The organism is Methylobacterium sp. J-072 (genome assembly GCF_022829425.1).
Taxonomy (GTDB): domain Bacteria; phylum Pseudomonadota; class Alphaproteobacteria; order Rhizobiales; family Beijerinckiaceae; genus Methylobacterium.
Genome location: NZ_JAKSYK010000028.1, coordinates 1 through 25,375, shown reverse-complemented (window position 1 = coordinate 25,375; position 25,375 = coordinate 1). Strand labels below are relative to the sequence as shown.

Genomic DNA, 25,375 nt, shown 5'->3' with positions numbered 1-25,375 from the left:
ATTCGGGTCCGCCGTCAGGCGGCGAGCGGCAGGCCCAGGGCCTCCGGCGCGTGCTCCGCGGCCACCGCCTCGGCGACGAGCTCCGCGGTGGCGCCCGAGAGGGTCCAGCCGAGATGGCCGTGGCCGGTGTTGTAGAACACGCCCTTCCGGCGGCCGCGGCCGACCTTGGGCAGCATGTTCGGCAGCATCGGGCGCAGGCCGCTCCAGGATACCACCCGGTCGGTGTCGACAAGCGGGAACTGCTCCCGGGTCCAGTCGATCAGCGGCTGCACCCGGTCGTGGCGGATGTCGCGGTTGAAGCCGTTGAATTCGGCGGTGCCGGCGACCCGCAGGCGCGTGTCGCCGAGCCGGCTGGTGACGATCTTGGCCGCCTCGTCGAGGATGCTCACCTCCGGGGCCGCAGCTTGCGCCTCCGGGGTCAGCAGGTTCACGGTGATCGAGTAGCCCTTCACCGGGTAGACGTTGACCCGGTCGCCCAGCATGGCGGCGAAGCGCCGGCTGGCGCAGCCCGCGCAGATCACCACCGCGTCGGCGCGCAGCATCTGCGCGTCGGCGGCCGGCCGATCAGCAAGATGGCCTGCTTGACGCCAGCCGATGGCGTAGCCCCCCTCCCCGGCCACGATCGTCTCGACGCTGGCGTCGTGGACGAAGCGGACGCCCTTGCGGGCGCAGGCGGCCGCGAGGCCCCGGGTGAAGGTGTGGATGTCGCCGGTGGCGTCCGACGGGGTGTAGTAGCCGCCCGCATAGGCGCCGGCGAGCGTCGGCTCGATCGCCCGGATCTCTTCCGGGGTGACGGCGTAGCGCTCGAGCCCGCCCTCCCGCAGCAGGGCGTTGACCGCATGCGCCTTCTCGAAGCTCGCCCGGTCCCGGTAGAAATGCAGGATGCCGCGGGTCTTGAGGTCGAAATCGATGCCCTCGGCCTCGGCCATGGCGAACAGGGCCGTGCGCGCCTTGAGGGCGAGGCGCACGGTCTCCACGGTGTTCTGCCGGTAATGGGCGATCTCGCGCATGAACTCCGCCATCCAGGACAGCTTGTGCCAGGAGGGGGTGGGGTTCATCAGCAGCGGCGCGTCGCGGCGCATCATCCACTGGATGCCGTGGAGCACGGTGGAGAGCTTGTTCCAGACCTCGGCGTTGCAGGCCGAGAGCTGGCCCCCATTGGCGAAGGAGGTCTCCATGGCGGCGTAGCGCTGCCGGTCGAGGACGGTGACGCTGTAGCCGCGCTGGGCGAGCGCATAGGCGGTGGTCACGCCGGTGATGCCGGCGCCGATGACGGCGATGTGGGTCATGATCGAAACAACTCCAGGACGTGCGGACGCGGTGAGGCCCTCCCCTGCGGGTTGGCCGGTTTTCGCGCCCCATCTGTCCCGGTGCCTGAGAGCTTGATCCGGCCGGCCCTGGCGAGGCTGGCACGGACGTCCCCTTCGGCGGGTGCCCACGGACGATCCGCTGCACCGCTCTCCAGATCGCCCTGACGACACGGTTCCGGTGCCTGAGAGTTTCCGGGGCGGTTGCTCCGTCGGCGCCGGGTCCCCCTCTGGTGGGTGGATCCCGGTCTCTCCCGCATCGTCGCGATGGGCTGGGGTATCGGTACCCCGATTCGGCCGCCCCGGTGAAGGCGGGAACCCCTGCCCCGGCGGACAGCGCGGCCGCCCTGTCACCCGCCGGGAGCGATCCCGGCCCTCGCCGGTTGACCGCTCGACGCAGACAATCCCCCGGAGACGCCCCGATGCTGACCAGGACCGCGATCTACGAGGGCACGGTGCGCGACGGCCGCGAGGACGAGTTCTTCCGCCGGGTCCGGGACGAGCTGGAGCCGTTCTGGCGGCGCTTCCCCGGGGTCACCGCGGTGCGGGTGCAGCGCTTGGTCTCCAAGGATGCCGACGCGCGGCCGATCGCCATGATCCTGGAGATGGACTTTCCCGATCAGGCGGCGCTCGACGCCTGCCTGGCCTCGTCGATCCGCCCGGAATCCCACGCCGCCACCGAGGCGGTGATGCAGATGTTCGACGGCCGCTTCTACCACCTCGTGAGTGAGGCACGCAGCTTGGACGTGGCGGGATAAGAGTCGACACGACCGCCCTGGTGCTGTGCTGAGGGCCGCTTTCGGCCGAGGCTGTGTGAACCGGACGGGTTCACTCCAGCCCCGGGACCGGCAGCCCGAAGGCGGCGGCCAGCAACACCATGTTGAGGCCGAGCACCACGGCTGCCCCGGCGATCGCCAGCGCCTGGGTCAGCGGGCCGTTGGCGAAGGCCCCCATCACGCTGCGGCGGCGGGTGAACACCACCAGGCCCACCATCGGCACCGGCAGGGCGAGCGACAGCACCACCTGGGACAGGACCAGCGCCCGGGTCGGATCGACGCCGATCGCCACCACCACGAAGGCCGGCAGCATGGTCACTAGCCGGCGGACCAGGAGCGGGATGCGCCAGCCGGTAAAGCCCTGCATCACCATCTGCCCGGCGAGCGTCCCCACCACCGAGGAGGAGATCCCCGAGGCGAGCAGCGACACCAGGAAGGCAGCCCCGGCCGCCGGCCCGAGCAGCGGCGTCAGGGTGCGGTAGGCCTGGTCGATCTCGGCGACCTCGCTGTGGCCGGCATGGAAGGCGGCCGCCGCCATGATCACCATCGCGATGTTGACGAGGCCGGCGAGCAGCAGCGCCACCACCACCTCGCGGTTCGAGTAGCGCACCAGCAGGCGCCGGTCGGCGTCGGTCCGGGGATTGCCCCGCCCCTGGGTCAGTCCCGAATGTAGAAACAGCGCGTGCGGCATCACGGTGGCGCCGATGATCCCGACCGCGATGGTCAGCGCCTGCGCGTCCGGGATTCTTGGGGTGACGAGACCCTTGGCGGCGTCCGCCCAGGCCACCGGGGCGATGGCGAGCTCGACTGCGTAACAGAGGCCGATGGTGCCGACCATGACGCCGATCGCGATCTCCAGCGGCCGGAATCCCTCGTGCTCCAGCAGCAGGATCGCGTAGGTGACGACCGCGGTGATCGCCATGCCGGCCATCAGCGGCATGCCGGTGAGCAGCGACAGCCCGATCGCGCCGCCCAAAAATTCCGCGAGGTCGGTGGCCATGGCGGCGACCTCGCTGATGCCCCAGGCCGCGAACCGCCCGCTCCGGGGAACGGTGTCGCGAAAATGCTCGGCGAGGTTCTTGCCCGTGACGATCCCGAGCTTGGCCGAGAGTGCCTGGAACAGCATCGCGGTGAGGTTGGCGAGCAGCACCACCCAGAGCAGGCCGTAGCCGTAGCGAGCGCCGGCCTGGATGTTCGTGGCGAAGTTGCCGGGGTCCATGTAGGCGATCGACGCCGTCACGGCGGGGCCGACGAACAGCAGGAACCGGCCCCGGCCGCCCCGCCGCCCGTCGAGGGCGTCGCGGATGGCCTGCTCCGTCCGCCGGCTCATCGCCCCGGGCGCACGACCTTGGGCCGCGCCTCCCCCGGGCCTCTGGCCCTCCGGGACCGTCGCCGCGTCCGGCGTTGCCATGCCTCACCCTTCCCTCAAAGATATAGCTTGGGCTATATTCAGGGCATCGGCCGCGGGTTTCAAGAGGGGACTTAAGGGGCATCGCGGGACTCCCCTCTCGGGGGCGGACTTTGCTAAACAGGGGTCGGGCGGCGCCGGGGGCGGCGAGAGGGAGAGCCGATGCAGGAACCGTCCGAGCCGAGCGCCTCTGAAACCCAAGGCTTATCGGAGACCGTGCTGGTCGATCCCGAGCGGCACGTGGAGAGCTTCCGTCAGGCCCGCGAGGCCCGCCGCTCCGAGCTCGTCGAGGATTACGTCGAGCTGATCGACGACCTGATCGGCGACGGCGGCGAGGCCCGCCAGGTCGACATCGCCGCGCGCCTCGGTGTGGCCCAGCCCACCGTCGCCAAGATGCTCAAGCGCCTGTGCGAGGACGGCTTCGTCCAGCAGCGGCCCTATCGCGGTGTGTTCCTGACCGAGGCCGGTCGCCGGCTCGCCACCCAGGCCCGCGAGCGCCACCGCATCGTCGAGCGCTTCCTGTGCACCCTCGGCGTCAGTCCCGAGACCGCCCGGCGGGATGCCGAGGGGATCGAGCACCATGTCAGCGCCGAGACCCTGGCGGCGTTCCGCGCCTTCGTGGAGGGGCGGCAGGAGACGTGATCGGGGACCGGGCGCATTGCGTCCGACGTGGGACGGCGTATCGTGCGGGTGATGCGTGCGCCCCGTCCGAAATCGCCCCTGCCGCCGGTTGGCGGACTCGGTTCCGAGCCGGTCCGCGAGCTTGACCGTGTTCGGGTCCTGCGGGCGGTCTTAGGAGACGACGACGTGACGGTCCCAGCAGGGACGACCGGCACCGTCGTGGCGATCTATGCGGATGGGGAGGCCTTCGAGGTCGAGTTCACAGAGCCGGTCGACACGCTGGCGACAGTCGAGGCCGACACAGTGTGCCTTGTCGAGCGAGCGATCGTGTGACCGACCCGGACGCTTGGCCGTCCCGCTTTCATATCGCCCCGGCCAAGGTCACCGCCTATCTGCTTAATCCGAGCCATCGGGACGGCGCTGCGAAGTGCCGTTTCCTCGCCGCGTTCGGGTTCACGCCAGGCAATCCGGACATCCTGATCGGCGCGTTGCTCGATCATGGTCGGCGACCGAATTTTCGGGGATTCCTGCCGGGCTATCGGGCCATCAAGCTGTATTTCGAGGGCCCTCTCGCCGCCCGCGCCGGCGTGGATCCGCAGGTCAGAACCGTCTGGCAGGTCGATGATGCCGATCCGTCCCGGACAGCCCGGTTCATAACGCTGAAGCCGCTTCCGCGGCCACGGCCCTGACCGTCCGTCGAACGCTTCACACCGTCGGCGCCGCCACCTTCTGCCGCAAACCCAAAATCACCGCGCGGAGCATCTCCGCCCCCGCCTCGCCGGGATCCGGCAGAGTGCCGGAGCGGGAGGCGTAGATCCGCTCGTGCACGAAGGCGAGCTTGGCGATCACCGTCGGCGTCAGCTTGAACGGGTAGAGCGCCGGCTGGCCCATGCTGTGGGACAGGGAGTTGATCGCGTAGGTCAGCGGCAGCCACGCCTCGATCAGCCGGTCGAGGTCCTGGGTGTCGTAGGGGTCGAAGTCGATCACCGTGGGCGCCGCCGTGGCGTTGCGCAGGCGCGGGCGCACGTGCAGCTCGAAGGTCGAGGCGGTCTCCACCGTGTCGACGATGTGCAGGTAATGCGCGAAGGTCTCGGCGAAATCCTCCCAGGAGTGGGCGGTGGCGTAGGCCGAGACGTAGGAATCCTCCCAGTCGGCCGGGGCGCCGTGGGCGTAGTGGTCCTGCAGGGCCCGGACGTAGTTCCGGCTCTCGTCCCCGAACAGCGCCCTGAACTCGGCCATGTGCGGCCCGTTCATCACCAGCAGGTACCAGAAGTAATGCCCGATCTCGTGCCGGAAATGGCCGAGCAGGGTCCGGTAATGCTCGCCGAACAGGATCCGGCGCCGCTCGCGCTCGACGTCGTCGGCCTCGGCGATGTTCATGGTGATCAGGCCGTTGATATGGCCCGTCAGCACCGGCGTCCCGTAGGAAAAGCTCTCCGACGGATCGACCAGAAAATCGAAGGCCAGCCCGTCCGTGTACTGGGCCCGGGTCGCCAGGGGCAGTTCGAGGCGCAGCAGCGAGTAGAACAGCCGGCGCTTGGCCGCCTCGATCTGGCGCCAGCGGGTGAGGTTCCAGGCTTGCGACAGGTCCGGCACCACCCGGTTGTGCCGGCAGGCGGTACAGAAGATGTCGGGGCTGTCCTCCGGCACCAGCCAGTTGCAGGCACCCGAGAGCGCGTTGTTGCAGTAGCGGTAGCGCCGGCCGGAATCGGCGTATGCGTGGAAGGTCTGGGCCCCGCCCATGGCCGGATGGGCCGAGAGCGCCACGGGCTCCAGGGCCGAGACCTCATGCACCGTGCAGGTATAGCCCAGCCGGCGCGCGCAGCTCTCGCAGGCGGTCGCCTCGAAGGTGACCGGCTGATCGCAGGCTTGGCACTGGAAGAGCTTCATCGCGCGGTCCCGGGCCGGCTACCGACCCACCTCTCGATCAAATAGGCGCGACCGGCAAAGTTCCGGCCAAGGTCGGCGGCGAACCACGGAAGCCGTGGCCGCCGCACGGAAATTGCTTGTGGCCCCATCCTTGGCACATAACCATGCTGGGACCCGGGACGATCGACCCGTTGTAGCGCCCAGTATCGGCTACGAGACCGCATTCGATCTTCAGACGGAGCCATCGTGTCGATCAAAGCCGCTTTGCACCACGTCACGCATTACCGCTACGACCGGCCGATCAGCCTCGGTCCCCAGGTGGTGCGCCTGCGCCCGGCCCCGCACGCGCGCACCAAAGTGCCGGCCTACGCGCTGACGGTGACGCCCGCCAACCACTTCCTCAATTGGCAGCAGGACCCGAGCGGCAACTGGCTCGCCCGCCTCGTCTTCCCGGAGAAGACCGACGAGCTGAAGATCGAGGTCGATCTCACCGCCGAGATGGCGGTGATCAACCCGTTCGACTTCTTCGTGGAGGATTATGCGCAGGTCCGGACCTTCGCGTACGAGCCTGACCTGTCGGAGGAACTGGCCCCCTACCTGGTGCCTGTGGACGCGGACGGGCCGGAGATCGAGGCGCTGCTCGCCCGGCTTCCCGAGGAGCCGAGCACGGTCCTGTTCCTGGTGGCGCTCAACGGCATGATCGCCAGCGAGATCGCCTACGGCGTCCGCATGGAGCCGGGCGTCCAGACGCCCGCCGAGACGCTGCGGCTGAAGAGCGGCTCCTGCCGGGATTCGGCCTGGCTGCTCGTGCAGGTGCTGCGCCGGATCGGTCTCGCCGCCCGGTTCGTCTCCGGCTACCTGATCCAGCTCGTGCCCGACACCACCGCGGTCGACGGTCCGGCCGGCGCGTCGGCGGACTTCACCGACCTGCATGCCTGGGCCGAGGTCTACCTACCGGGCGCCGGCTGGATCGGCATGGACGCGACCTCCGGCCTGCTCACCGGCGAGGGCCACATCCCCCTGGCCGCGACCCCGCATTACCGCTCGGCCGCGCCGATCTCGGGGGCCGCCGAGCCGGCCAAGACCGAGTTCGGCTTTGAGATGCGGATCACCCGGGTCGCCGAGACGCCCCGGATCACCAAGCCGTATTCCGAGGCGGTCTGGTCGGCCATGGACGCGCTCGGCGAGCGAGTCGACGCCGACCTCGTGGCCCAGGACGTCCGGCTGACCATGGGCGGCGAGCCGACCTTCGTGTCGGTGGACGATTTCGAGGCCCCGGAATGGAACATCGCCGCCGTCGGCCCGACCAAGCGGCGGCTCGCCGACACGCTGATCCGGCGCCTGCGCGACCGCTTCGGCCCAGGCGGCCTGCTGCATTACGGCCAGGGCAAGTGGTATCCCGGCGAGAGCCTGCCGCGCTGGGCCTTCGCCCTGTACTGGCGCAAGGACGGCAAGCCGATCTGGAAGGATTCTGCGCTGATCGCCCCGGAGGCGGGCGAGGGGTCTGAGGGGACCGCCACCATCGCCCAGGCCAAGGCACTGGCCGACACCCTGGCCCGCCGGCTCGGCCTGTCCGACTACGTGTTCCCGGCCTTCGAGGACGGCGAGCTCTGGGAGAAGAAAGCCGCGGAGCTGCCGGTCAACGTCACGCCGGCGGCCGCCCGGTCCGGCTCGGTGGAGTTCGACGCCCGGATCCGGCGCGTCTACGCCCGCGGGCTCGGGGAAGCCGCGGGCTACATCCTGCCGCTCGCAAGCTTGCCCACCGGCAAGGACGGCGATGCCGACCGGGTCTGGATCTCGGAAAAGTGGGACTTCCGCCGGGGCCAGGCCTTCCTGGTGCCGGGTGATTCGCCCCTCGGCTTCCGGCTGCCCCTGTCGTCCCTGCCCTACGTGCCGCCGGAGCACTATCCCTATTACCAGCCGCAGGACCCGCTGGAGGCCCGCGGCCCCCTCCCCGACGACCCGATGGCCAAGACCGTCGTCAACGGCGCCGGCATCACCGGCGTCGCGGTGCGCACGGCGCTCGCCATCGAGCCCCGGGACGGGATCGTGCGGGTGTTCATGCCCCCGACCCAGCGCGCCGACGAGTATCTCGAACTCGCCGCCCATCTCGAGGCCGCCGCCGCCGAGCTGAAGCTGCCGATCCATATCGAGGGCTACGAGCCGCCCTACGATGCGCGCATCGGCCTGATCAAGGTCACCCCCGATCCCGGCGTGATCGAGGTCAACGTCCACCCGGCCGCCTCCTGGCGCGAGGCGGTGGCGATCACCACCGACCTCTACGCCGAGGCCCGGCAGACCCGGCTCGGCGCGGAAAAGTTCATGGTCGACGGGCGCCATACCGGCACCGGCGGCGGCAACCACGTGGTCATGGGCGGCGTCACGCCGGACGATTCGCCGTTCCTGCGCCGGCCCGACCTGCTCAAGAGCCTGGTGCTCTACTGGCAGCGCCACCCGGCGCTCTCGTACCTGTTCTCCGGCCTCTATATCGGCCCGACCAGCCAGGCCCCGCGCATGGACGAGGCACGCCATGACGGGCTCTACGAGCTGGAGATCGCGCTCGCCCAGATCCCGGCCGCCGACGCCCCCAACATCCCGCGCTGGCTGGTCGATCGGGTGTTCCGCAACATCCTGGTGGACGTCACCGGCAACACCCACCGGGCCGAGATCTGCATCGACAAGCTGTACTCGCCGGATGGCCCGACCGGGCGCCTCGGCCTCCTGGAGTTCCGGGCCTTCGAGATGCCGCCGGATGCCCGCATGAGCCTCGCACAGCAATTGCTGCTGCGGGCGCTGGTGGCCTGGCTGTGGCGCGAGCCGCAGACCGGCGGTTGTGTCCGCTGGGGCACGACGCTCCACGATCGCTTCATGCTGCCGCATTTCCTCTGGGCCGACTTCCTCGGGGTGCTGGAGGATCTCGGGGCGGCAGGCTACGCTTTCGATCCGGTCGCCTTCGAGGCGCAGGCCCAGTTCCGCTTCCCGGTCTTCGGCGTGGTCGAGCAGGGCGGGGTCCGGATGGAACTGCGCCAGGCGCTGGAGCCCTGGCACGTGATGGGCGAGGAAGGGACGAGCGGGGGCACCGTGCGCTTCGTCGACAGCTCGGTCGAGCGGCTTCAGATCAAGGTCGAGGGCTTCGTGCCCGAGCGGCATGTCATCGCCTGCAACGGCCGCCGGCTGCCCATGACCGGCACCGGGCGGGCCGGCGAGGCCGTGGCCGGCCTGCGCTTCAAGGCGTGGCAGCCGGCCTCCTCGCTGCACCCGACGATTCCCGCCCACTCGCCGCTGACCTTCGACATCCTCGATGTCTGGAGCGGGCGCTCGCTCGGCGGCTGCCGCTACCACGTCGCCCATCCGGGCGGCCGGAACTACGAGACCCACCCGGTCAACGCCTACGAGGCGGAGGGGCGCCGCCTCGCCCGCTTCGAGCCCCTCGGCCACACGCCGGGCCGGATCGAGATGCCCCGCGCGGAGACGAGCGCCGAGTTCCCGCTGACCCTCGACCTGCGCACGCCGGCCCCGACATGACCGGGGTTCGGTGATGGAGGCGGCGCTCGCATCCGGCGCCGCCCGGGCCGAGGCGGCGGAGAGCCCGCGGGAGCGCATCGCGCGCTGGACCGCGGGTTACCGGCCCGTCCCCGGCCGGCCGGACGAGTTTCTGGGTGACGACGGCGCCCCGCGCGGCGCCTGGCCGCGCCTGCTCGACCATCTCGGCGCGCTGACCGAGCCGGAGATCCTGGCCCGCTTCGTCTCGGCGGAGCGGCATATCCGCGATGCCGGCATCTCCTTCCGTATCTCCGGCGACCAGCGCGAGCATCCCTGGCCGCTCGGCTGCCTGCCCCTGGTCGTGGAGGCCGCCGAGTGGCGGGAGCTCAGCGCCGGCATCGTCCAGCGCGCCGAGCTGATGGAGGCGATCCTCGCCGATGCCTACGGCGAGGGCCGGCTGGTCGCGGATGGGCTGCTGCCCGCCGCGATCGTGGCCGGGACGCCGGAATTCCTCCACCCCCTGCACGGGGTCGCCCCCCCGGGGGGCCACTACCTGAAGCTCTACGCCGCCGATATCGGCCGGGGGCCGGACGGGCGCTGGCAGGTCCTGGCCGACCGGACGCAGGCGCCGTCGGGCCTCGGCTGGGCGCTGGAGAACCGGATGGTCCTGGCCCGGACCTTCCCGGACTTCTTCCAGGAACTCCATGTCGAGCGCCTGCCGGCCTTCTTCCAGGCGTTCCGCGAAGGCCTGGCGCTGGGGGCCGAGCGCGCCGACCCGCGCATCTGCCTGCTGACCTCCGGCCCCTACAGCAGCACCTATGTCGAGCAGGCGGCTTTGGCCCGCTATCTCGGCCTGATGCTGGTCGAGGGCGACGACCTCGTCATGCGGGACGGCGCCCTGCATGTCCGCACCGTCTCGGGGCTGAAGCGGGCCGACGCCCTGTGGCGCCGGATCGATGCCGACTACCTCGATCCCCTCGAACTCAATCCGGCCTCGCGGCTGGGCGTGCCCGGCGTGATCGAGGCTCTGCGCAACGGCTCCGTGGTGATGGCCAACATGCCGGGCTCGGGGCTGGTCGAGTCCGCGGCGCTCGCCCCCTATCTCGACGGCATCGCCCGACGGCTGCTGGGCGAGCCTCTGCGGCTCGGGCATCCCCGGGCCTGGTGGTGCGGCGACCTCGAAGGCCTGGCCCATGCCCAGGCGAATCTCGACAGCCTGACCCTGCGCCCGGCGGCCACGCCCCAGCGCGGGGCGGGCCGCGACGCGATGCTGGCCCCGCACGCCCTAGCGGCCGAGCGGGCGCGGGTCGTGGCAGCCCTGCGCGACCGGCCGTTCGACTACGTCGCCCAGGAGGCCGCGCCGCTCTCGACCATGCCAGGCTGGGAGCGCGGCGAGACCGGCCTCACCCTGGTGCCCCGCCCCTTCGTGGTGCGCGTCTTCGCCACCCGGACCCCCTCCGGCTGGCAGGTGATGCCGGGCGGCTTCTGCCGGGTCTCGGAGGGCGAGGATGTCGACCCGATCGAGATGCGGCTCGGCATCCGCTCGGCCGACCTGTGGGTGCTGTCCGAGAGCCCGGTCGAGGCGCCGCTGATCGGCTCCCACGCGGCCCCGCGGGTGCGCCGGGTCGGCGGCCACCTGCCCTCCCGGGCGGCCGACGGCCTGTTCTGGTTCGGCCGCTACCTCGAACGCGCCGAGGCGGTGATCCGGCTGGTCCTGGCCCACCTGCGCAGCGTCGGCGACGCGGTCGGGGCCGACATCTCCGGCGCCCTCGACACCCCGGCGGCCCTCGCCCTGCGGGCGCTGCTGCACGAATGGGGCGCCACCGGCGCCACCGACCTGCCCACCGCCCGTCTCGCCCAGGAGGCGCTCACCGGGCGCGAGCGCTCGGGCTCGGCCCGCGCCCACATCGTCTCGGCCCGGCGCAACGCCGCCGCGCTGCGCGCCCGCCTGTCCGGCGAAGCCTGGCGGGTGCTGGCCGACCTGATCGAGCTCCTGTCGCTCGACACCGAACGGACCTTCACCGAATCGCAGCTCGCGGGACGCGCCGAGCGGGCGCTGAGCCAGCTGGCCGCGCTCTCCGGCCTCACCCACGAGAACATGAGCCGGGCGGAGGGCTGGCACTTCGTCGAGCTCGGCCGGCGCGTCGAGCGGGCGATCAACACCTGCACCTTCGCGCTCTCGTTCGCCAACGACGAGGCGACGCCGGGCTGCCTCGGGGTGATGCTGTCGCTGTGCGACTCGCAGATCAGCTACGGCCGGCGCTACATGCAGGGCGCGGCCCTCGACCCCGTGCGCGACATGGTGCTGCTCGACCCCTACAACCCGCGCTCCATCGCCTTCCAGGCGGAGGCGATCGCCCGGCATCTCGACGACCTGCCGGCCCTGTCGGCCGACGGCATCCCGGAGCCGCATCGCCGCATCGCCTCCCGGATCCTGGCGGAGCTGCGCAGCGGCGAGGCCGCCGATTTCGACGCCGTGCGCCTCACCGCCCTGGAGACCGACCTCGAACGCCTCGCCGACGGCATCGCGGTGCGCTACTTCCCGGCCGGGCCGAACGCGCTGCGCCCGGAAAAGCTGACGGGCCTGGCGTGATGAGGGGCACCGCGCAATCCGGCCTGGATTCCTGTTCCTGCATCAGCGTCGCCGCAAAATCGGTGACCCTTTCGGCCTATGATGCGTGCGACAGAGAGAGAATCGCGCGGCCGCCGGGATGATCTACACGCTGCGCCACCGCACCACCTACCGCTACGGCAAGCCGGTGCGCTTCGCCCGCTGCTCCCTGCGGCTGAAACCCCAGGACGGCGAGGGCCAGAGCGTGCTGGCGAGCGCCGTGACCATCGATCCGAGCCCGACCACGGCGCTGATGCGGCGGGACTATTTCGGCATCGAGGCGGTGGCGATCACCCTGGATACGCCCCACACCACCTTCAGCGTCGAGGCGCTGTCGACCGTGCGGGTCGAGCGCCGCACCCCGCCGGAGCCGGAATCCGGCCAGCCCTGGGAGCGGGTCCGCGATGCCGTTGTGGCTTCGCGCGACCTCGGCGGCCGGGCGCCGGTCCATTTCCTGTTCCCGAGCGGCCGGGTGCCCCTCGTCGCCGAGGTGACCGACTATGCCCGGGCCAGTTTTTCGCCTGGCCGAAGCGCCTACGGGGCGGCCCACGACCTGATGCTGCGCATCGGCGCCGATTTCCGGTTCGATGCCAAGGCCACGAACGTGCGTACGCCGCTCGCCGAATCCTTCGCGCTGCGAGCCGGGGTCTGCCAGGATTTCGCCCACGTGATGATCGCGGGCCTGCGCGGCATGGGCCTGCCGGCGGCCTATGTCAGCGGCTACCTGCGCACCGTGCCACCGCCGGGCCGGCCGCGCCTGCGCGGCGCGGATGCGAGCCACGCCTGGGTGGCGGTCTGGTGCGGCGAGGGCTGGCTCGGCCTCGACCCGACCAACGGCGTGCCGGTGCGGGACGACCACATCGTGGTGGCCCGCGGCCGCGATTACGGCGACGTGGCGCCGGTGGACGGCATCGTCAGCGGCTCGGGCAGGCAGCGCCTCAAGGTCGAGGTCGACGTGATCCCCGAGACCGAGACGCAGGATGTGTCCCAACCCGGCCTCGCCCTGGTGGGCTGACGTGGCTCACCACATCGTCTTGGCGGCCCGGGCCGGCCATTCCGCGTCGTAGGCCTGGCCGCCGACATCGCCCGCGGTGAGCGCGGCCAGGATCGTCCCGGGGCTCGGCAGGTCCGCCGGATCGACCCGGGCCTCGGGCTCCCACAGCCGGGCGCGGACGATCGCCCGGGCGCATTGGAAATACGCTGCCTCGACCGTGATCACGAGGGCCGTGCGCGGCGCGTGGCCGTCCACCCGGAACGAATCCAGGAGATCCGGATCAACCGAGATCACCGCCCTGCCGTTCACCCGGAAGGTCGTGCCCGAGCCCGGGATCAGGAACAGCAGCGCCACCCGCGGATCGCGCACGACGTTGCGGAGGGAGTCGATCCGGTTGTTGCCGCGCCGGTCGGGCAGGATCAGCGTGCGCGGGTCGGCGACCCGGACGAAGTCCGGCCGGTCGCCCCGCGGGCTGCAATCGAGCCCCTCGGGGCCGGATGTGGCCAGCACCGCGAACGGCGAGGCGGCGATCAGCGCCGCGTAGTCCGGCGTGATCGTCGCCGTGACCTTGACCACGGAGGCCGGGGCCAGGGACGCGGCGTAGATCGCCTCCAGCTGCGCTTCGGTCTCGACGATCATCGCGGCCTCACGCGACCTTGGCGGTGCCGGCCGTGAACGCGGCGTGCTCGGCCACCAGGGCGCCCGACAGGGCCGCCGCGATCAGCGCCCGGGTCTCCGCCACCCCGTAGAGGGCCACGAAGGAGCCGAAGCGCGGCCCCCGGGCCTCGCCGAACAGCACGTTGTACAGGCTCGTGAACCACGCCTGCGACACGCCGGGGCGCCCGTCCGGGCTCTTGGCCTTGCCGGACGTATCGGGGAAGTGCCGCCGCCCGACCTCGTAGACCGCCGCCTGCAGGGCCTCCGGATCGGTGGAGCCGGCATGCGCCGCAAGCGTCTCCGACAGGTCCTCAAGGGCCGCCCGCTCCTCGGACGTGGGCTCCCGGTAGGTCTTGGCCGGGCGCACGAAATCCGAAAAATATTTCAGGGCGTGGACCACCAGCCGGTCGAGGCCCGGATGGGTCTGCGGGCCGGTCTGCGGCGCGTAGCGGCGGATGAAGCCCCACAGCACCGCCGGGTCCTCGGTGTTGGCCACCGCCGCGAGGTTGAGCAGCATCGCGAAGGTCAGGCTCGCGCCCTCGACCCGCTCGGGCTCCGGCGGGTTGCCGGCATGGAGGTGCCAGACCGGGTTGCCGAGGCGCAGCTTCGCGTCCTGGCCGGCATAGCGGTCGAGGAAGCCGATATACTCGTCCACGTGCCGCGGGATCACGTCGAAGAACAGGCGCTTGGCCTCGCGCGGCTTGTTGTACATGAACAAGGCGAGCGATTCCGGCGTGCCGTATTTCAGCCAGTCGTCGATGGTCAGGCCGTTGCCCTTCGACTTCGAGATTTTCTGGCCCTTCTCGTCGAGGAACAGCTCGTAGTTGAAGCCCTCCGGCGGCTCGCCGCCGAGCGCCCGGGCGATCTTGCCCGACAGCTTGACCGAGTCGATCAGGTCCTTGCCGGCCATCTCGTAATCGACGCCGAGGGCGACCCAGCGCATCGCCCAGTCGGGCTTCCATTGCAGCTTGGCGTGGCCGCCGGTCACCGGGGTCTCGTAGCGCTCGCCCGTGGCGGGATCGCGCCAGACCAGGGTGCCGGTCTCGACCCGCACCTCGTCGATCGGCACCTGCATCACGTGGCCGGTGACCGGGTGGAGCGGCAGGAACGGCGAGTAGGAGGCCGAGCGCTCGGCGCGCAGCGACGGCAGCATGATCTCCATCACGGCATCGTAGCGCTCCAGCACGCGCAGCAGCGCCGCGTCGAACCGGCCCGACGTGTAGTAATCGGTGGCGGAGGCGAATTCGTAGTCGAAGCCGAAGCTGTCCAGGAAGGCACGCAGCCGGGCGTTGTTGGCCGCCCCGAACGAGGGATGCTCGTTCGAGAACGGGTCCGGGATGCGCGACAGCGGCTTGCCGAGATGGGCGGCCAGCATCTCGCGGTTCGGGACGTTGTCCGGGACCTTGCGCAGCCCGTCCATGTCGTCCGAGAAGGCCAGCAGCCGGGTCGGCACCGCGTCCCGGGTCAGCACCCGGAAGGCGTGGCGGACCATGGAGGTGCGGGCGACCTCCCCGAAGGTGCCGATATGCGGCAGCCCCGACGGCCCGTAGCCGGTCTCGAACAGCACCTCGGTCTTCCCGGATTTCTCCAGCCGCGCGACGAGCTTGCGCGCCTCCTCGAACGGCCAGGCGGCGGCATTGGCGGCGGCCTCGATCAGGTCGGGGTCAAGAATCAGGGCAGGTGCGGTGGGCATGATTTCGTGGGTGACGGAACGCTGGGATCGCGCACCCTAGAGCGGTTCGAGCCCCAGCGGAACGGCTGCCGGTGCAATCCGGTGTCCCGGGGGCGGTGTGGGCGGCTCGGAGCTTTCAGGGCTGCGGCCGCCGCGCGGCATGCCGGATACCCAGGATGACGATCTCGTTCGCTGCGACCTGATACGTGATCGCGTAGGGGTAGGGACGTGCCATGAGGCGCCGGATGCCGGGCCGGGCCGTGATGGAGCCCGCAAAGGGGTGGTGCAGCAGAAGGTCCATGGCCGCCTGAAGGCGCTGTTGCACCTTGCGCGCGCCCTGCGGGTTCCGGCGGTTAAGATAGGCGAGCACCTTGTCGAGCTGGGATGCCGCAGGTCGGGTCAGGCGCAGCTTCACAGGCCATATTTGGCCCAAATGGCGCGTACCTCCGCTTCGGTCGCGAAATCACCCCGCGCGGCCGCGGCCTCGGATTCGTCGAGTTCCGCCTCCTCTTCCGGGGTGAACTGGTAGATGGGCGCGTCCTCATGGACGAAGGCCAGCATCACGCGGGCGATCTCGTCCTGCATCTCCGGTGCGAGGTCCCGCGCCTTGGCCACCGCCTTGTCAAGAAGATCCGTCATGCCTCGATCCTGTCGGGGAGACCCAGCGTGGCGCAGGATCCCCGATCCGCTGCTGGGAAGAAAGCCCCTCAGAACGGGCTCACCGGGAAGAACCGCAGGTACAGCTCGGTGTATTTCCCGTCGTCCCAGACCCGCTGGAGCGCGTCGTCCAGCGCCCGGGAGAGCGCCGCATCCTCCTGGCGGGTGATCAGCCCGATGCCCTCGCCGAAATAGCGGTTCTCCAGATAGTCGCCGCCGATCAGGGCGCAGCAATTCTCCGCCTCCTGGCCGCCGACATAGAGGGCGAGGTTGAGGCCGTCGGCGAACAGGTAGTCGACCTCGCCGCGCTTGAGCGCGCCCTCGGCGGCCGCGAGGTCGAGGAATTCCTTCGGGACGGCCTTCGGGAAGAAGGCCTTGAGGTAGGCGGCGTGCGCGCTGCCGCCCATCACGCCGACGCTGCGGCCAGCCAGCGCCGAGGCCGAGGGGACCGGCAGGCCCTTGTCGGTGCGGGCGGCGAAACGCGCCGGCCAGCGGAAATACGGCCGCGTCGCCAGGAATTTCTCGCGCACATTCGCGGTCAGCGGGATGGCGGCGGCGATCACGTCGCCCTGCCGGCCGTCTAGGGCGTCCAGCAGCGTATCGAACCGGCGCGCCTGCACCGTGCAGGTGATCGTCAGCTTCTCGCAGACGGCGCGGGCCAGCTCGACCGCGAAGCCGGTGGGGTTGCCGTCCGGACCGGCGAAGTGCAGCGGCGGGAACTCGTCGTCGGTTAGGAACCGAATCGCCCGGCCGGTCTGGGGCGCCTCGACCCGCTCGCCGCGGCTGCGGGGGTTCCAGAAATTCGGGACCGTCACGGCGGGCGTCGCGGCCTGCGGCTCCGCGGGCGCCGCCGCCCAGGCGGGTCCGGATCCGGACCACAGGATCGCGGCGAGCGCCGCCATCCCAAGGGACGATCGAGCCCGTCGGCCGCCCGCTCTTGACGATCGGATGACGGCGATGCTCCTTTCGGAGGGCGGGGACGGGGTCTGGCTCACGCCCCTCCCCTAGCACGTCCTGGGGCCACCGGGGGAGCGCCGGCGTGTCGGTGCAGCGCCTGCCCACGGCCGACATCACCCACGCGCTCTCCCTGCCGCCGGAGATCGCCTTCCTGCTCGCCGAAGGGGTCGAGGCCCGCCTGCTGATCCGGGCGGCCCGGGAGGCCGCCGCTGCCGGGACCGATTCGGCGACTGCGCTGCTGAGTGCCGGTCTGATGGACGAGACGGCGTATTACCGCGCCCTCGCCCGAAAACTCGGCGTCCCCTATCTCGACGGGCCGATCGCGTTCGGCCTCGGCCTGCGCTTTCCCGACAGCCTGGTCGCCGGCCTCGCGCCCCTGGCGCCCGGGTCGGTCGCCCCCTGCGTGCTGGCGCCCCGCGGCCGGCTGATCGCGGAACTCCTCGACGCCCCACGCCGCGCCGCGATGCCGGCGATCATCAGCCCGACGCATCTGCGCGAGGCGGTGTTCGCCGCGATCCCCGGGGCGGTGGCGGATCACGCCGCGCAGGATCTGCGGCGCCACGCGCCCGAGCGGGCCGTGCCGCGCGAGCCTGCGAGCCGGTGGCTGCTGCTCCTCGTGCTCGCGTCGATCGCGGCGCTGTGCCTGTTCGCGGTGCTGCCGCCGCCGCTTGCCCGTGCGGTGACCCTGGCGGGTCAGGGCCTGTTCCTGGCGATGACGACGTTCCGGCTGACCGCCCTGGTCATCCCGGCGCCGGTGGCGACCGACCCGGTGGACCTGCTCGCCGACCTTGACCTGCCGGTCTACACGGTGCTGGTGGCGCTGCACCGCGAGGCCGCGGTGGTGCCTAGCCTGATCCAGGGGCTCATGGCCCTCGATTATCCGGCGGCCAAGCTCGACATCAAGCTCCTGCTCGAGGCGGACGATCCGGAGACCGCGGCGGCCGTGGCGCGGAACGCCCTGCCCGCCCGGTTCGAGGTGATCATGGTGCCGCCGGGGATGCCCCGCACCAAGCCGCGGGCGCTCAACGCGGCCCTGCCGCTCGCCCGCGGCGCCCTTCTGACGGTCTACGACGCCGAGGATTTGCCCGATCCCGGGCAATTGCGGCTTTCCGCATCGATGTTCGCGCGCCTGCCGGAGAGCACGGCCTGCCTTCAGGGACGCCTCGTGATCGACAATGCCGGCGACTCTCTGTTGGCCCGCGCCTTCGCGCTCGAATATGCGGGCCTGTTCGATGTGCTGAATCCGGCGCTCGCACGCCTCGACCTGCCGATTCCGCTGGGCGGCACCTCCATGCACCTGCGCACCCGGGTGCTGCGGGACCTGCGCGGCTGGGACCCCTGGAACGTCACCGAGGATGCCGATCTCGGGATCCGGCTGGCGCTGGCGGGCTACGCGGTGGGCGACCTGCCGAGCGCCACGATCGAGGAAGCGCCGGCCCGGCTCGGGCCCTGGCTTGCCCAGCGCACCCGCTGGCTGAAGGGCCTGATGCAGACCAGCCTCGCCCATGGGCGTCACCCGCTGGCCAATGCCTGTCGCCTCGGCGGCCTGGAGACACTCGGTGCCGTGGCGCTGGTGCCCGGGACGGTGGTCTCGGCGCTGGCCTATCCCGTCTGCCTGGCTGGCGCCGTGTGGAACTTCTTGATCCTGGAGATCCAGGCCGCCCCGTCCTTCCAAGATAATCTCGCCGCCGGTCTCGCCATCACCCTGTTCGGCGTCGGGCTCGCCGCCATGGCTCTGCCGGCCCTGGTCGGCTGCGCCCGGCGCGGCTGGGGCGATCTCGCGCAGGTGGCACCCTGCATGCCGGTCTATTTCCTCCTCGTCAGCCTGGCCGCCTGGCTCGCCCTGATCGAGTTGGTCCGCGCTCCCGTGCGTTGGAACAAGACCCCGCACGGCCTGTCGCGCACTTCGCGCAGCGGCCGGCTGCGCCGGCGGGCGCTGCCGTGAAGGGCGGTTTCGGACGGCTTTCGGGCGGCTGGCGGTTGCGCATGCGCGGAACTTTGGGAACAGTCGGCCAAGGCGGCTCGTTCGGCCCCTGCGGCACGTCGCTTTGGCGAGCCGGAGACGACTAGGACAACTCTATGGCTACCGGTACCGTGAAGTGGTTCAACGAGACCAAGGGCTACGGCTTCATCCAGCCCGATGATGGCGGCAAGGACGTGTTCGTCCATATCTCGGCTGTCGAGCGCGCAGGCATGCGCAACCTGATCGAGGGGCAGAAGATCTCCTACGACGTCGAGGCCGATCGGCGCAGCGGCAAGGAGAGCGCGGCCAACCTGAAGGCCGACTGAGCTTTCCCGATCCGGGACCGAAGCGTGGGCGCTGGCTTGCGCTTTGGCTAACCGGAGCCGGCTATCACCGGTCCCGCGAGCCAGGTTGCGTATCGGCTCGCGCCGGTGACCTCGACGACCTCCCCGCTGACCCGTGATCGGATCGGGCAGCGGGGGGCCCGTCACATGCAGCGTGAACCACGGCGACCGGGGATCTACCGGCCCGGGTTCATCAGGGTCGCGTGCCGGCCATGCGCTTTCCAGACTGGCAGGGAGCCTTCCCGAACGAACATGGCGAAGGCCTCGACCGCCTCCCAGCGCTCGAAAGCCTGCTCGCCGTCCAGGGCGCGCCCTACGATACAGGCCCCCTCGGATGTACCTGCATCGGGCGGGCGGCGTTCCAGCCCGAAAACCACGCCCGAGCGATCGGGCCGCAGCGCGTCTGGCAGGGCCCCGATCCGGCGCCACAGGCAATGCCATTGGGCGCAGGCCTCGGGACGGTCCGGGTAGATCCCGCAGGCCCGGCCGGTGCTGTGCCGGCACAGCGTGCCCGCCGGCTTGTCGAGGGCCTTGATCTCCAGAATCCGGCAACAGGCGGTACACGATCCGCAGGATCGGCCGGGAACGAGAGCGCCTGCGGCGTGGGAAGCCGTCAAGCGCGGGGAGCCGCGACCGAGGATGTCATTGATGCCGATCCTGTGAGGGGCGGACGCCACACGGGGTGGCCATCCGTGCTGTTACAACGTTGCGATCACCGCCCGCGGTGCAGGACCCTGCCGATGCCCGAGACCGCCACGCTCTGGGACCTCGTGACCGACGAACGCATCGCGATCGAGGCGGTCGGCTCCGCGGTCGACGCCTATCTGGCGGAGCTCGCGACGCGGACGCACGCCATCGGTCCGGATCACGTCCTGGACCTGGCCGCTTCCGTCGCGGCGCACGCCTTCGCGTCCGCCGCGATGGTCGATGCCGAGGCCGATGAGCCGGCGCGCCGCATGGCCGTGCGGTCGGCCCTGCTCATGGCGCGGCCGATCGCGCGATGACGCCCATGCCGGCGTCATCGCGCTCGGGCGGCCCTACTCGTCGTCGTCGTCGCTGACCTCGACGAGGTCCGTGGTGTTGTCGTCGTCCTCGTCGACCACGAGGGTGTCGTCCTCGACCGTCTCGCCGTCGTCCTCGATGTCCAGGGCGTCGTCGCCCTCGGTATCGGTGTCCTTGTCGGCTTCCTCGGCCTCGACCTCGTCGAGCGACACGAGCTCGGGGCCCTCGGCCTCGTCCTCCTCCTCGGCCGGCGCCTCCTTGCGGGCGACGACGGGAGGGGCCGCCCGGCCGAACGAGGTCGCGACGGCGGTCGGGACGACTTCGCCCGAGTAGGGGGAGACGACGGGATCCTTGTTGAGGTCGTAGAATTTCTTCCCCGTCGTCGGGCAGATCCGCTTTGTACCAAGGTCCGGACGCGCCACTGCAACTCTCCTTAGAACGTGTTCGATGCCGGATCGCCGGCGTGGTTTCGACGGTGTGTAGCACAGGACGGCGCCCGGTGGCCCGCCCCGACCGACACGGGTCCGAAGGGGCCGCCGCCGGGGTGGGCAACGGCCGGACGCGCCGGTCCGGATGCCCGGGCCCGCGGTGCCGTGCCGGTGCGTCGCCCCCAGCCCATGACAGATTGCGCCGCGGAATGCCCGCAGGTGACTGGCATCCGCGCGGCAAGGCTGGCATAGGGCACTTATGTCAGACGTACCACACCCCTACTCCATCGAGGTCTCCCCCATCGCGAAGCCGGAGGGCCATTTCCAATGGGCCATCCGCCGGAGCGGCAAGCTGATCGAGCGATCCGATCGTCCGCACCGCAGCGAGGCGAAGGCGTTCGAGAGCGCCATGGAGGCCATCGAACGCGCCATGAAGCCAGGCGCCGACGGCGGCCGTCGCTGAGCGCCTGAACCCGGCGGTCGCGCCTCACGATCCCTGGATCCGAGGCGCGCCGAATCAGCCGCGACGCCTGCGACCTGCCCCGTGGCGGGCTGACAGGCGCGCGTGGCCGACCGGAGCGTGGGCGGCGACTGGAGAACCAACGGCGGTCCCGCTCGTTGTCCAACATGTCGCAGCGGAAAGACCAGCCTGACTGCACCTGCACGACCCTGCGGGAGCGCCTCGCGTTCAACATCCTGTTGGACGAGTTCGCGATCGCGGCGCTGTCGGACGCGCTCGTGCTCCTGAACGCCACCGGCGATCCGGGCGTCACGCAGATCGAGCAGACGATCCGAACCCATCGCATCGCCATCCTGAAGCAGCGCGTCATCCTCGGCGCGGCGGGCATCGAGCTCGAATGACGACCGCGCCGCCCTTCGTCGTGCGGGCGCGGAAGCCGCACGGGACCGCGACCTACAATTGCCCGACGCCGGAATGGGCGCTCAAGAAGCTGAGCGATTTCCAGGCCGCGGGCCATGACAGCATCAGCATCACCGGGCCGGACGGGCAGCTCCTGTCCGAGGCCGAGCTCCGCGCGCTGGTCGCGGGTCAGGACAGCCCGGTGCGCAGTGCCGACCGCGTCACGGCCGACCTCAAATCCTGATCCCGGACCGGTGACGGCGCGACCCGCCCGACGCGAGGCGCGGTCAGCATTCCGGCAGGTTCACCGCGAGCCCGCCCAGGCTCGTCTCCTTGTATTTCGCGCTCATCTCCTCGCCGGTCTGGCGCATCGCCGCGATGCAATTGTCCAGCGGCATGAAATGCGAGCCGTCGCCGCGCAAAGCCAGCGAGGCCGCCGCCACCGCCTTGGTGGCACCGATCCCGTTGCGCTCGATGCAGGGCACCTGCACCAGTCCGCCGACGGGATCGCAGGTCATGCCCAGGTGATGCTCCAGGGCGATCTCGGCGGCGTTCTCGACCTGGGCGGGTGTCCCGCCGAGCACGGCGCAGAGGCCGGCCGCCGCCATGGCGCTGGCCGAGCCGACCTCTCCCTGGCAGCCGGCCTCCGCGCCGGAGATCGAGGCGTTGTGCTTGATCAGCCCGCCGATCGCCGCGGCCGTCAGCAGAAATTCCGGGATCCGCGCCGGGTCGGCGCCGATGCAATGGTCGGTGTAGTACCGAATCACCGCCGGGACGACCCCGGCGGCGCCGTTGGTCGGGGCGGTCACGACCTGGCCGCCGGCCGCGTTCTCCTCGTTGACCGCCATGGCGTAGACGCTCAGCCAATCCGTCATGACGTGCGGCTGGGCGATGTTGGAGCCGTGCTCGCGGTCGAGCTGGTCGCGGATGCGCTTGGCTCGCCGCTTGACCCGTAGGCCGCCCGGCAACTCGCCCTCCCGGGACAGGCCGCGCTCGACGCAGGCATTCATCGCCTGCCAGATCCGGGTGAGGCCCGCATCGACCTCCGCCTCGGGGCGGCCGACGACCTCGTTGGCGCGCTTCATCGCGGCCACAGACAGGCCGCTGTCGCGCGCCATGCGCAGCATCGCGGCCGAGGTCTCGAACGGATAGGGCCACAGCCGCAGATCCGCGGCCGCACTGGGCGGCGGCACCTCGGCCTCCCGCTGGGCCGCGGTGACCACGAAGCCGCCGCCGATCGAGTAGTAGGTCTCGGACAGGATCGGCGCACCGCCCGCGTCGAGGGCGCTGATCACCAGGCCGTTCGCGTGACCGGGCAGCGGCGGCCCGTAATCGAACACGATCGCGGTCGCGGGATCGAAGGCGAGGACCGGCAGATCCGCCAGGGCGAGCCGTTTCTCGATGCGCAGGGCTTCGAGCCCGCGCTCCGCGTCATCGATCGCGATATCGCCCGGCCGGAAGCCGAGGAGACCGAGCGCCACCGCCCGGTCGGTGGCGTGTCCCCGGCCGGTGAAGGCCAGCGAGCCGTGCAGGCTCACCCGGAGGGCCGCCGCCGCGGCGCGCGCGTCATGCCGGCGCAGGAGATCCAAAAAGTCGGCGGCCGCCGTCATCGGGCCCATCGTGTGGGACGAGGAGGGCCCGATCCCCGGCTTGAACACGTCGAACACGCTGAGAAACATTTTTCTGCCCGTTCCAGCCGTGGGACCCCGTCAGGGGCCGCGGTCCATGTCTCGAGGCTGGCGGGCGCCCAATGGAAGAAACGCGCCAAGCCTCGACAAGGGACCGGTCTGGACCGGTGATCACCCAGAGCTTCGTATGCTCGGTGCGCTTCCTTGCGCCGGACTTGCGTCGCTGCCGGCCGGCGGGGTCTGGGCGAGCGGGTGCCGCGGAGGGGCGGCGATCGGAAGCGAAATCCGGCTGGCCGGCAGCGCGGCGCCGGGGCGGGAGGCCCCGGCGCGCGCCCGTTTCAGTAGCGACAGACCCGCCGTGGGCCGAAGGGCGTCGGGCGGAAGAAGCAGCGGGGGCCGTAGAAGCGCGGCCGGCGGTAGATCGGACGGCACCGGCCGTAGGGCCCGGGGGCGAAGCCGGGACCGCAGCCATAGGCGACGTCTGTGACCGGCGCGGCGCCGGTGATCGTATCGGCGGCCGGCGGTGCCAAGGGCGCGGCGCTGGCGGAGGCGAGGCCGAGACCGCCGGCGACGGCTGCGGCTGCCGCGAGCATCTTCAGGTGCATCATGGTCAGACCCTCTGTGCGAGCCTGCACCGGATCCGCCCGGCGCAAGGCGCGGGGGAGATTGGTCCTGCGGCCTGAATAGCGGCTGACCTTGGCTTTAACCGCCCAGCAACAAAATTGCCGCTGCCGGGGCGTCGTTCACGGTTTGCCGGGCCTGTCGCGCTCCGCCCCGAGGCTCCGGCCGCCCCGGGCCGCCTCCTCCGCCTCGGTGCCGGCCCGGTCCATCGGGCCGTCCTGGGGCTTGACCGTACCGGTGGCCGTGTCCAGCGGCGCGTTGGCCAGCCCCTCGCTCTTCGGCTTGCCCTGGGGCATCCGCTGCGCCTGCGTGTCGGTTGGCACGTCAGCCATGCTGCTTTTCCTTCGCGTCGGGCTGGCCCGTCTCCGCGCGCTCGTCCGAGGAGGTTGGGGAAGCGTCGGGCGGGCTGGTTGGGGGTGTGGCAGCCGCCCGTGCCCGGCGCTGGGCGTCGTACTCGGTGTTGGCGAGGTCTTGCGTGTTGGTCGTCGGCGTGTCGGGCATGCGGAGGCTCCCTTTCACGGATAACCGCGCGAGACGCCCGCGGTATCCGGCCGCGACGACGGGAAAGCCCGTCGGACTGTCCCTTCCGGCAGGCGTCCGACGTTCGGTCGCACCGCCCGAACGGGCCTCACAGGAACAGTGGCGGCAGGCGTCGGGTTGATCGCCACATCTCCATCCGCGAGGCGCAGCGATGTCGGGAACCGCCCAGAAGACCGATCCGAAGCTGTGGGACACGGTCAAGCATGCGGTCACGGAGTCCGACAAGGGCGGCAAGCCCGGCCAATGGTCGGCCCGGAAGGCGCAGATGGCGACCGCCGAATACAAGAAGGCCGGCGGCGGCTACGCCGGCAAGAAGGGCCCCGACAACTACCTCCAGCAATGGACCGAGGAGGAATGGGGCACGAAGTCGGGCGCGGAGAGCGGCAAGACCGGCGAGCGCTACCTGCCCAAGAAGGCCCGCGCGAGCCTGACCGACGCGGAATACGCGGCGAGCACCGCCAAGAAGCGGGCCGACACGCGCAAGGGCAAGCAGTTCTCGAAGCAGCCCAAGGTCGCTGCCGAGAAGGCTGCGGCGGCACGGGAGAATGAAAAATCCGGTCCGACGAAGGCCGAGCTGATGCGCAGGGCCAGGGCGCAGAACGTGTCCGGCCGCTCGCGGATGTCGAAGGCCGAGCTGGCGCACGCGGTTCACGCCTAGACCGGCCCATACAAAGACGTCCCGGGATGTGATCCCGGGACGCTCCTCGCCTAAGCGGCCAGTCTGATCGGGCTGGGGATGCTTAGGTCAAGCGATGTCGGCTGTTCTTAGTACGAGCCGAACTTGTAATTCAGGCCTGCGCGGACGACGGCGAACTCGTCGTCGCGGCGACCGATCGCGCTGGAATAGGCCGGGGCGAGGTTGGCGGCGTTGACGAGCAGGACACCCTGGTTGCGGGTGCCGCGGTCGAGGTTGACGTACAGGCCTTCGACCTTGAGCGTGACGGCCGAGGAGCGGAAGAAGTTCAGGAACGAGTCGGT

28 protein-coding genes, 1 pseudogene and 2 riboswitches are annotated in these 25,375 nt (G+C 70.9%); of the genes and pseudogenes, 14 read left to right on the top strand and 15 right to left on the bottom strand.

Translation table 11 applies throughout. The features are described 5' to 3' along the window. Positions 1-14: 14 nt before the first annotated feature. Complete coding sequence (locus MKK67_RS02225; RefSeq protein WP_243961877.1) at positions 15-1,289, bottom strand: D-amino acid dehydrogenase; 1,275 nt, start codon at positions 1,287-1,289, stop codon at positions 15-17. Between the two features lie 71 nt (positions 1,290-1,360). Continuing rightward, positions 1,361-1,467, bottom strand: a riboswitch (glycine riboswitch). A 3-nt stretch (positions 1,468-1,470) separates the two neighbouring features. Then, positions 1,471-1,574: riboswitch (glycine riboswitch) on the bottom strand. Between the two features lie 155 nt (positions 1,575-1,729). Here MKK67_RS02225 and MKK67_RS02220 point away from each other — a divergent pair. Continuing rightward, positions 1,730-2,065 carry a hypothetical protein gene (locus MKK67_RS02220; protein ID WP_243961874.1) on the top strand — a complete coding sequence of 112 codons (336 nt, stop codon included), beginning with the start codon at positions 1,730-1,732 and terminating at the stop codon, positions 2,063-2,065. A gap of 70 nt (positions 2,066-2,135) precedes the next feature. Here the strand turns inward: MKK67_RS02220 and MKK67_RS02215 are convergent, their stop codons facing one another. Then, positions 2,136-3,494, bottom strand: coding sequence for an Nramp family divalent metal transporter (locus MKK67_RS02215; RefSeq protein ID WP_409568357.1), 1,359 nt, complete (start codon positions 3,492-3,494; stop codon positions 2,136-2,138). A gap of 159 nt (positions 3,495-3,653) precedes the next feature. On the opposite strand from MKK67_RS02215, the gene mntR reads away from it, so the two are divergent. From mntR to MKK67_RS02200, 3 genes are read left to right on the top strand one after another with little or no spacing between them, the layout of a single operon-like run. Further along, entirely contained in the window at positions 3,654-4,133 is a 480-nt protein-coding gene (mntR, locus tag MKK67_RS02210; RefSeq protein ID WP_243961872.1) for a manganese-binding transcriptional regulator MntR, read from the top strand. 51 nt (positions 4,134-4,184) lie between these two features. Continuing rightward, the gene (locus MKK67_RS32520) at positions 4,185-4,445 is read left to right on the top strand and encodes a DUF4926 domain-containing protein (protein ID WP_279601392.1); all 261 of its coding nucleotides are present in this window, start codon (positions 4,185-4,187) and stop codon (positions 4,443-4,445) included. Then, positions 4,442-4,801 (top strand): DUF6883 domain-containing protein, encoded by a 360-nt coding sequence (locus tag MKK67_RS02200; protein ID WP_243961868.1) that lies wholly within the window; start codon positions 4,442-4,444, stop codon positions 4,799-4,801. The genes MKK67_RS32520 and MKK67_RS02200 overlap by 4 nt, the downstream gene beginning before the upstream one ends. 16 nt (positions 4,802-4,817) lie before the next feature. Here the strand turns inward: MKK67_RS02200 and MKK67_RS02195 are convergent, their stop codons facing one another. Beyond that, on the bottom strand, positions 4,818-6,002 hold the full coding sequence (locus MKK67_RS02195; RefSeq protein ID WP_243961866.1) for a putative zinc-binding metallopeptidase: 1,185 nt from the start codon (positions 6,000-6,002) through the stop codon (positions 4,818-4,820). Positions 6,003-6,227: 225 nt separating this feature from the next. Here MKK67_RS02195 and MKK67_RS02190 point away from each other — a divergent pair, with 225 nt between their 5' ends. The 3 genes from MKK67_RS02190 to MKK67_RS02180 all read left to right on the top strand — a co-directional run bounded on the left by MKK67_RS02190 (position 6,228) and on the right by MKK67_RS02180 (position 13,090). After that, the gene (locus MKK67_RS02190; protein ID WP_243961865.1) at positions 6,228-9,506 is read left to right on the top strand and encodes a DUF2126 domain-containing protein; all 3,279 of its coding nucleotides are present in this window, start codon (positions 6,228-6,230) and stop codon (positions 9,504-9,506) included. Positions 9,507-9,519: 13 nt separating this feature from the next. Further along, complete coding sequence (locus tag MKK67_RS02185; RefSeq protein WP_243961863.1) at positions 9,520-12,057, top strand: circularly permuted type 2 ATP-grasp protein; 2,538 nt, start codon at positions 9,520-9,522, stop codon at positions 12,055-12,057. A gap of 118 nt (positions 12,058-12,175) precedes the next feature. Beyond that, complete coding sequence (locus tag MKK67_RS02180; RefSeq protein ID WP_243961861.1) at positions 12,176-13,090, top strand: transglutaminase family protein; 915 nt, start codon at positions 12,176-12,178, stop codon at positions 13,088-13,090. Positions 13,091-13,096: 6 nt separating this feature from the next. Here the strand turns inward: MKK67_RS02180 and MKK67_RS02175 are convergent, their stop codons facing one another. From MKK67_RS02175 to MKK67_RS02155, 5 genes are all read right to left on the bottom strand, one after another. Beyond that, entirely contained in the window at positions 13,097-13,708 is a 612-nt protein-coding gene (locus MKK67_RS02175; RefSeq protein ID WP_243961858.1) for a pyridoxamine 5'-phosphate oxidase family protein, read from the bottom strand. Between the two features lie 7 nt (positions 13,709-13,715). Then, positions 13,716-15,419 (bottom strand): lysine--tRNA ligase, encoded by a 1,704-nt coding sequence (locus MKK67_RS02170; protein ID WP_243961851.1) that lies wholly within the window; start codon positions 15,417-15,419, stop codon positions 13,716-13,718. 115 nt (positions 15,420-15,534) lie between these two features. Further along, positions 15,535-15,813, bottom strand: a complete 279-nt coding sequence (locus MKK67_RS02165; RefSeq protein ID WP_243961849.1) for a type II toxin-antitoxin system RelE/ParE family toxin — start codon at positions 15,811-15,813, stop codon at positions 15,535-15,537. Next, positions 15,810-16,037 carry a hypothetical protein gene (locus MKK67_RS02160; protein WP_243961841.1) on the bottom strand — a complete coding sequence of 76 codons (228 nt, stop codon included), beginning with the start codon at positions 16,035-16,037 and terminating at the stop codon, positions 15,810-15,812. Before MKK67_RS02160 ends, MKK67_RS02165 begins: the two co-directional genes overlap by 4 nt. 68 nt (positions 16,038-16,105) lie before the next feature. Further along, entirely contained in the window at positions 16,106-16,957 is an 852-nt protein-coding gene (locus tag MKK67_RS02155) for a transporter substrate-binding domain-containing protein (protein ID WP_243961839.1), read from the bottom strand. A 137-nt stretch (positions 16,958-17,094) separates the two neighbouring features. Here MKK67_RS02155 and MKK67_RS02150 point away from each other — a divergent pair, with 137 nt between their 5' ends. Beyond that, the gene (locus tag MKK67_RS02150) at positions 17,095-18,957 is read left to right on the top strand and encodes a glycosyltransferase family 2 protein (protein WP_243961837.1); all 1,863 of its coding nucleotides are present in this window, start codon (positions 17,095-17,097) and stop codon (positions 18,955-18,957) included. A gap of 134 nt (positions 18,958-19,091) precedes the next feature. After that, complete coding sequence (locus tag MKK67_RS02145; protein ID WP_007563113.1) at positions 19,092-19,301, top strand: cold-shock protein; 210 nt, start codon at positions 19,092-19,094, stop codon at positions 19,299-19,301. Between the two features lie 194 nt (positions 19,302-19,495). Here the strand turns inward: MKK67_RS02145 and MKK67_RS02140 are convergent, their stop codons facing one another. Continuing rightward, the gene (locus MKK67_RS02140) at positions 19,496-19,936 is read right to left on the bottom strand and encodes a hypothetical protein (RefSeq protein WP_243961827.1); all 441 of its coding nucleotides are present in this window, start codon (positions 19,934-19,936) and stop codon (positions 19,496-19,498) included. Positions 19,937-20,059: 123 nt separating this feature from the next. Between MKK67_RS02140 and MKK67_RS02135 the strand changes: the two genes are divergently transcribed. After that, entirely contained in the window at positions 20,060-20,323 is a 264-nt protein-coding gene (locus MKK67_RS02135; RefSeq protein WP_243961819.1) for a hypothetical protein, read from the top strand. A gap of 33 nt (positions 20,324-20,356) precedes the next feature. On the opposite strand, the gene MKK67_RS02130 is transcribed toward MKK67_RS02135, so the two are convergent. Continuing rightward, positions 20,357-20,743, bottom strand: a complete 387-nt coding sequence (locus tag MKK67_RS02130; protein ID WP_243961817.1) for a TIGR02300 family protein — start codon at positions 20,741-20,743, stop codon at positions 20,357-20,359. Positions 20,744-21,008: 265 nt separating this feature from the next. Between MKK67_RS02130 and MKK67_RS02125 the strand changes: the two genes are divergently transcribed. The 3 genes from MKK67_RS02125 (at position 21,009) to MKK67_RS02115 (ending at position 21,852) form a co-directional block, all read left to right on the top strand. Further along, positions 21,009-21,212, top strand: a complete 204-nt coding sequence (locus tag MKK67_RS02125) for a hypothetical protein (RefSeq protein WP_058192874.1) — start codon at positions 21,009-21,011, stop codon at positions 21,210-21,212. Positions 21,213-21,376: 164 nt separating this feature from the next. After that, entirely contained in the window at positions 21,377-21,610 is a 234-nt protein-coding gene (locus MKK67_RS02120) for a hypothetical protein (protein ID WP_243961810.1), read from the top strand. Further along, positions 21,607-21,852, top strand: coding sequence for a hypothetical protein (locus MKK67_RS02115; protein WP_243961808.1), 246 nt, complete (start codon positions 21,607-21,609; stop codon positions 21,850-21,852). Before MKK67_RS02120 ends, MKK67_RS02115 begins: the two co-directional genes overlap by 4 nt. A 43-nt stretch (positions 21,853-21,895) precedes the next feature. On the opposite strand, the gene MKK67_RS02110 is transcribed toward MKK67_RS02115, so the two are convergent. From MKK67_RS02110 to MKK67_RS02095, 4 genes are all read right to left on the bottom strand, one after another. Further along, the gene (locus MKK67_RS02110; RefSeq protein ID WP_243961799.1) at positions 21,896-23,287 is read right to left on the bottom strand and encodes an L-serine ammonia-lyase; all 1,392 of its coding nucleotides are present in this window, start codon (positions 23,285-23,287) and stop codon (positions 21,896-21,898) included. A 287-nt stretch (positions 23,288-23,574) separates the two neighbouring features. Next, positions 23,575-23,844, bottom strand: coding sequence for a GCG_CRPN prefix-to-repeats domain-containing protein (locus tag MKK67_RS02105; RefSeq protein WP_243961795.1), 270 nt, complete (start codon positions 23,842-23,844; stop codon positions 23,575-23,577). A gap of 135 nt (positions 23,845-23,979) precedes the next feature. Then, on the bottom strand, positions 23,980-24,189 hold the full coding sequence (locus MKK67_RS02100; RefSeq protein ID WP_243961792.1) for a hypothetical protein: 210 nt from the start codon (positions 24,187-24,189) through the stop codon (positions 23,980-23,982). Continuing rightward, on the bottom strand, positions 24,182-24,358 hold the full coding sequence (locus tag MKK67_RS02095) for a hypothetical protein (protein WP_243961790.1): 177 nt from the start codon (positions 24,356-24,358) through the stop codon (positions 24,182-24,184). The genes MKK67_RS02100 and MKK67_RS02095 overlap by 8 nt, the downstream gene beginning before the upstream one ends. Positions 24,359-24,548: 190 nt before the next feature. Here MKK67_RS02095 and MKK67_RS02090 point away from each other — a divergent pair, with 190 nt between their 5' ends. Beyond that, positions 24,549-25,055, top strand: a complete 507-nt coding sequence (locus MKK67_RS02090; protein WP_243961789.1) for a hypothetical protein — start codon at positions 24,549-24,551, stop codon at positions 25,053-25,055. A gap of 107 nt (positions 25,056-25,162) precedes the next feature. Here the strand turns inward: MKK67_RS02090 and MKK67_RS02085 are convergent. After that, positions 25,163-25,375: pseudogene (locus MKK67_RS02085) on the bottom strand (porin family protein); the annotation flags it as partial.

Coding starts and splice junctions, on each gene's coding strand:
- MKK67_RS02225 (WP_243961877.1), bottom strand. CDS start 1,289: ATGACCCACATCGCCGTCATCGGCGCCGGCATCACCGGCGTGACCACC.
- MKK67_RS02220 (WP_243961874.1), top strand. CDS start 1,730: ATGCTGACCAGGACCGCGATCTACGAGGGCACGGTGCGCGACGGCCGC.
- MKK67_RS02215 (WP_409568357.1), bottom strand. CDS start 3,494: ATGGCAACGCCGGACGCGGCGACGGTCCCGGAGGGCCAGAGGCCCGGG.
- mntR (WP_243961872.1), top strand. CDS start 3,654: ATGCAGGAACCGTCCGAGCCGAGCGCCTCTGAAACCCAAGGCTTATCG.
- MKK67_RS32520 (WP_279601392.1), top strand. CDS start 4,185: ATGCGTGCGCCCCGTCCGAAATCGCCCCTGCCGCCGGTTGGCGGACTC.
- MKK67_RS02195 (WP_243961866.1), bottom strand. CDS start 6,002: ATGAAGCTCTTCCAGTGCCAAGCCTGCGATCAGCCGGTCACCTTCGAG.
- MKK67_RS02185 (WP_243961863.1), top strand. CDS start 9,520: ATGGAGGCGGCGCTCGCATCCGGCGCCGCCCGGGCCGAGGCGGCGGAG.
- MKK67_RS02180 (WP_243961861.1), top strand. CDS start 12,176: ATGATCTACACGCTGCGCCACCGCACCACCTACCGCTACGGCAAGCCG.
- MKK67_RS02175 (WP_243961858.1), bottom strand. CDS start 13,708: ATGATCGTCGAGACCGAAGCGCAGCTGGAGGCGATCTACGCCGCGTCC.
- MKK67_RS02170 (WP_243961851.1), bottom strand. CDS start 15,419: ATGCCCACCGCACCTGCCCTGATTCTTGACCCCGACCTGATCGAGGCC.
- MKK67_RS02160 (WP_243961841.1), bottom strand. CDS start 16,037: ATGACGGATCTTCTTGACAAGGCGGTGGCCAAGGCGCGGGACCTCGCA.
- MKK67_RS02155 (WP_243961839.1), bottom strand. CDS start 16,957: ATGGCGGCGCTCGCCGCGATCCTGTGGTCCGGATCCGGACCCGCCTGG.
- MKK67_RS02145 (WP_007563113.1), top strand. CDS start 19,092: ATGGCTACCGGTACCGTGAAGTGGTTCAACGAGACCAAGGGCTACGGC.
- MKK67_RS02135 (WP_243961819.1), top strand. CDS start 20,060: ATGCCCGAGACCGCCACGCTCTGGGACCTCGTGACCGACGAACGCATC.
- MKK67_RS02125 (WP_058192874.1), top strand. CDS start 21,009: ATGTCAGACGTACCACACCCCTACTCCATCGAGGTCTCCCCCATCGCG.
- MKK67_RS02120 (WP_243961810.1), top strand. CDS start 21,377: ATGTCGCAGCGGAAAGACCAGCCTGACTGCACCTGCACGACCCTGCGG.
- MKK67_RS02115 (WP_243961808.1), top strand. CDS start 21,607: ATGACGACCGCGCCGCCCTTCGTCGTGCGGGCGCGGAAGCCGCACGGG.
- MKK67_RS02110 (WP_243961799.1), bottom strand. CDS start 23,287: ATGTTTCTCAGCGTGTTCGACGTGTTCAAGCCGGGGATCGGGCCCTCC.
- MKK67_RS02105 (WP_243961795.1), bottom strand. CDS start 23,844: ATGATGCACCTGAAGATGCTCGCGGCAGCCGCAGCCGTCGCCGGCGGT.
- MKK67_RS02100 (WP_243961792.1), bottom strand. CDS start 24,189: ATGGCTGACGTGCCAACCGACACGCAGGCGCAGCGGATGCCCCAGGGC.
- MKK67_RS02095 (WP_243961790.1), bottom strand. CDS start 24,358: ATGCCCGACACGCCGACGACCAACACGCAAGACCTCGCCAACACCGAG.
- MKK67_RS02090 (WP_243961789.1), top strand. CDS start 24,549: ATGTCGGGAACCGCCCAGAAGACCGATCCGAAGCTGTGGGACACGGTC.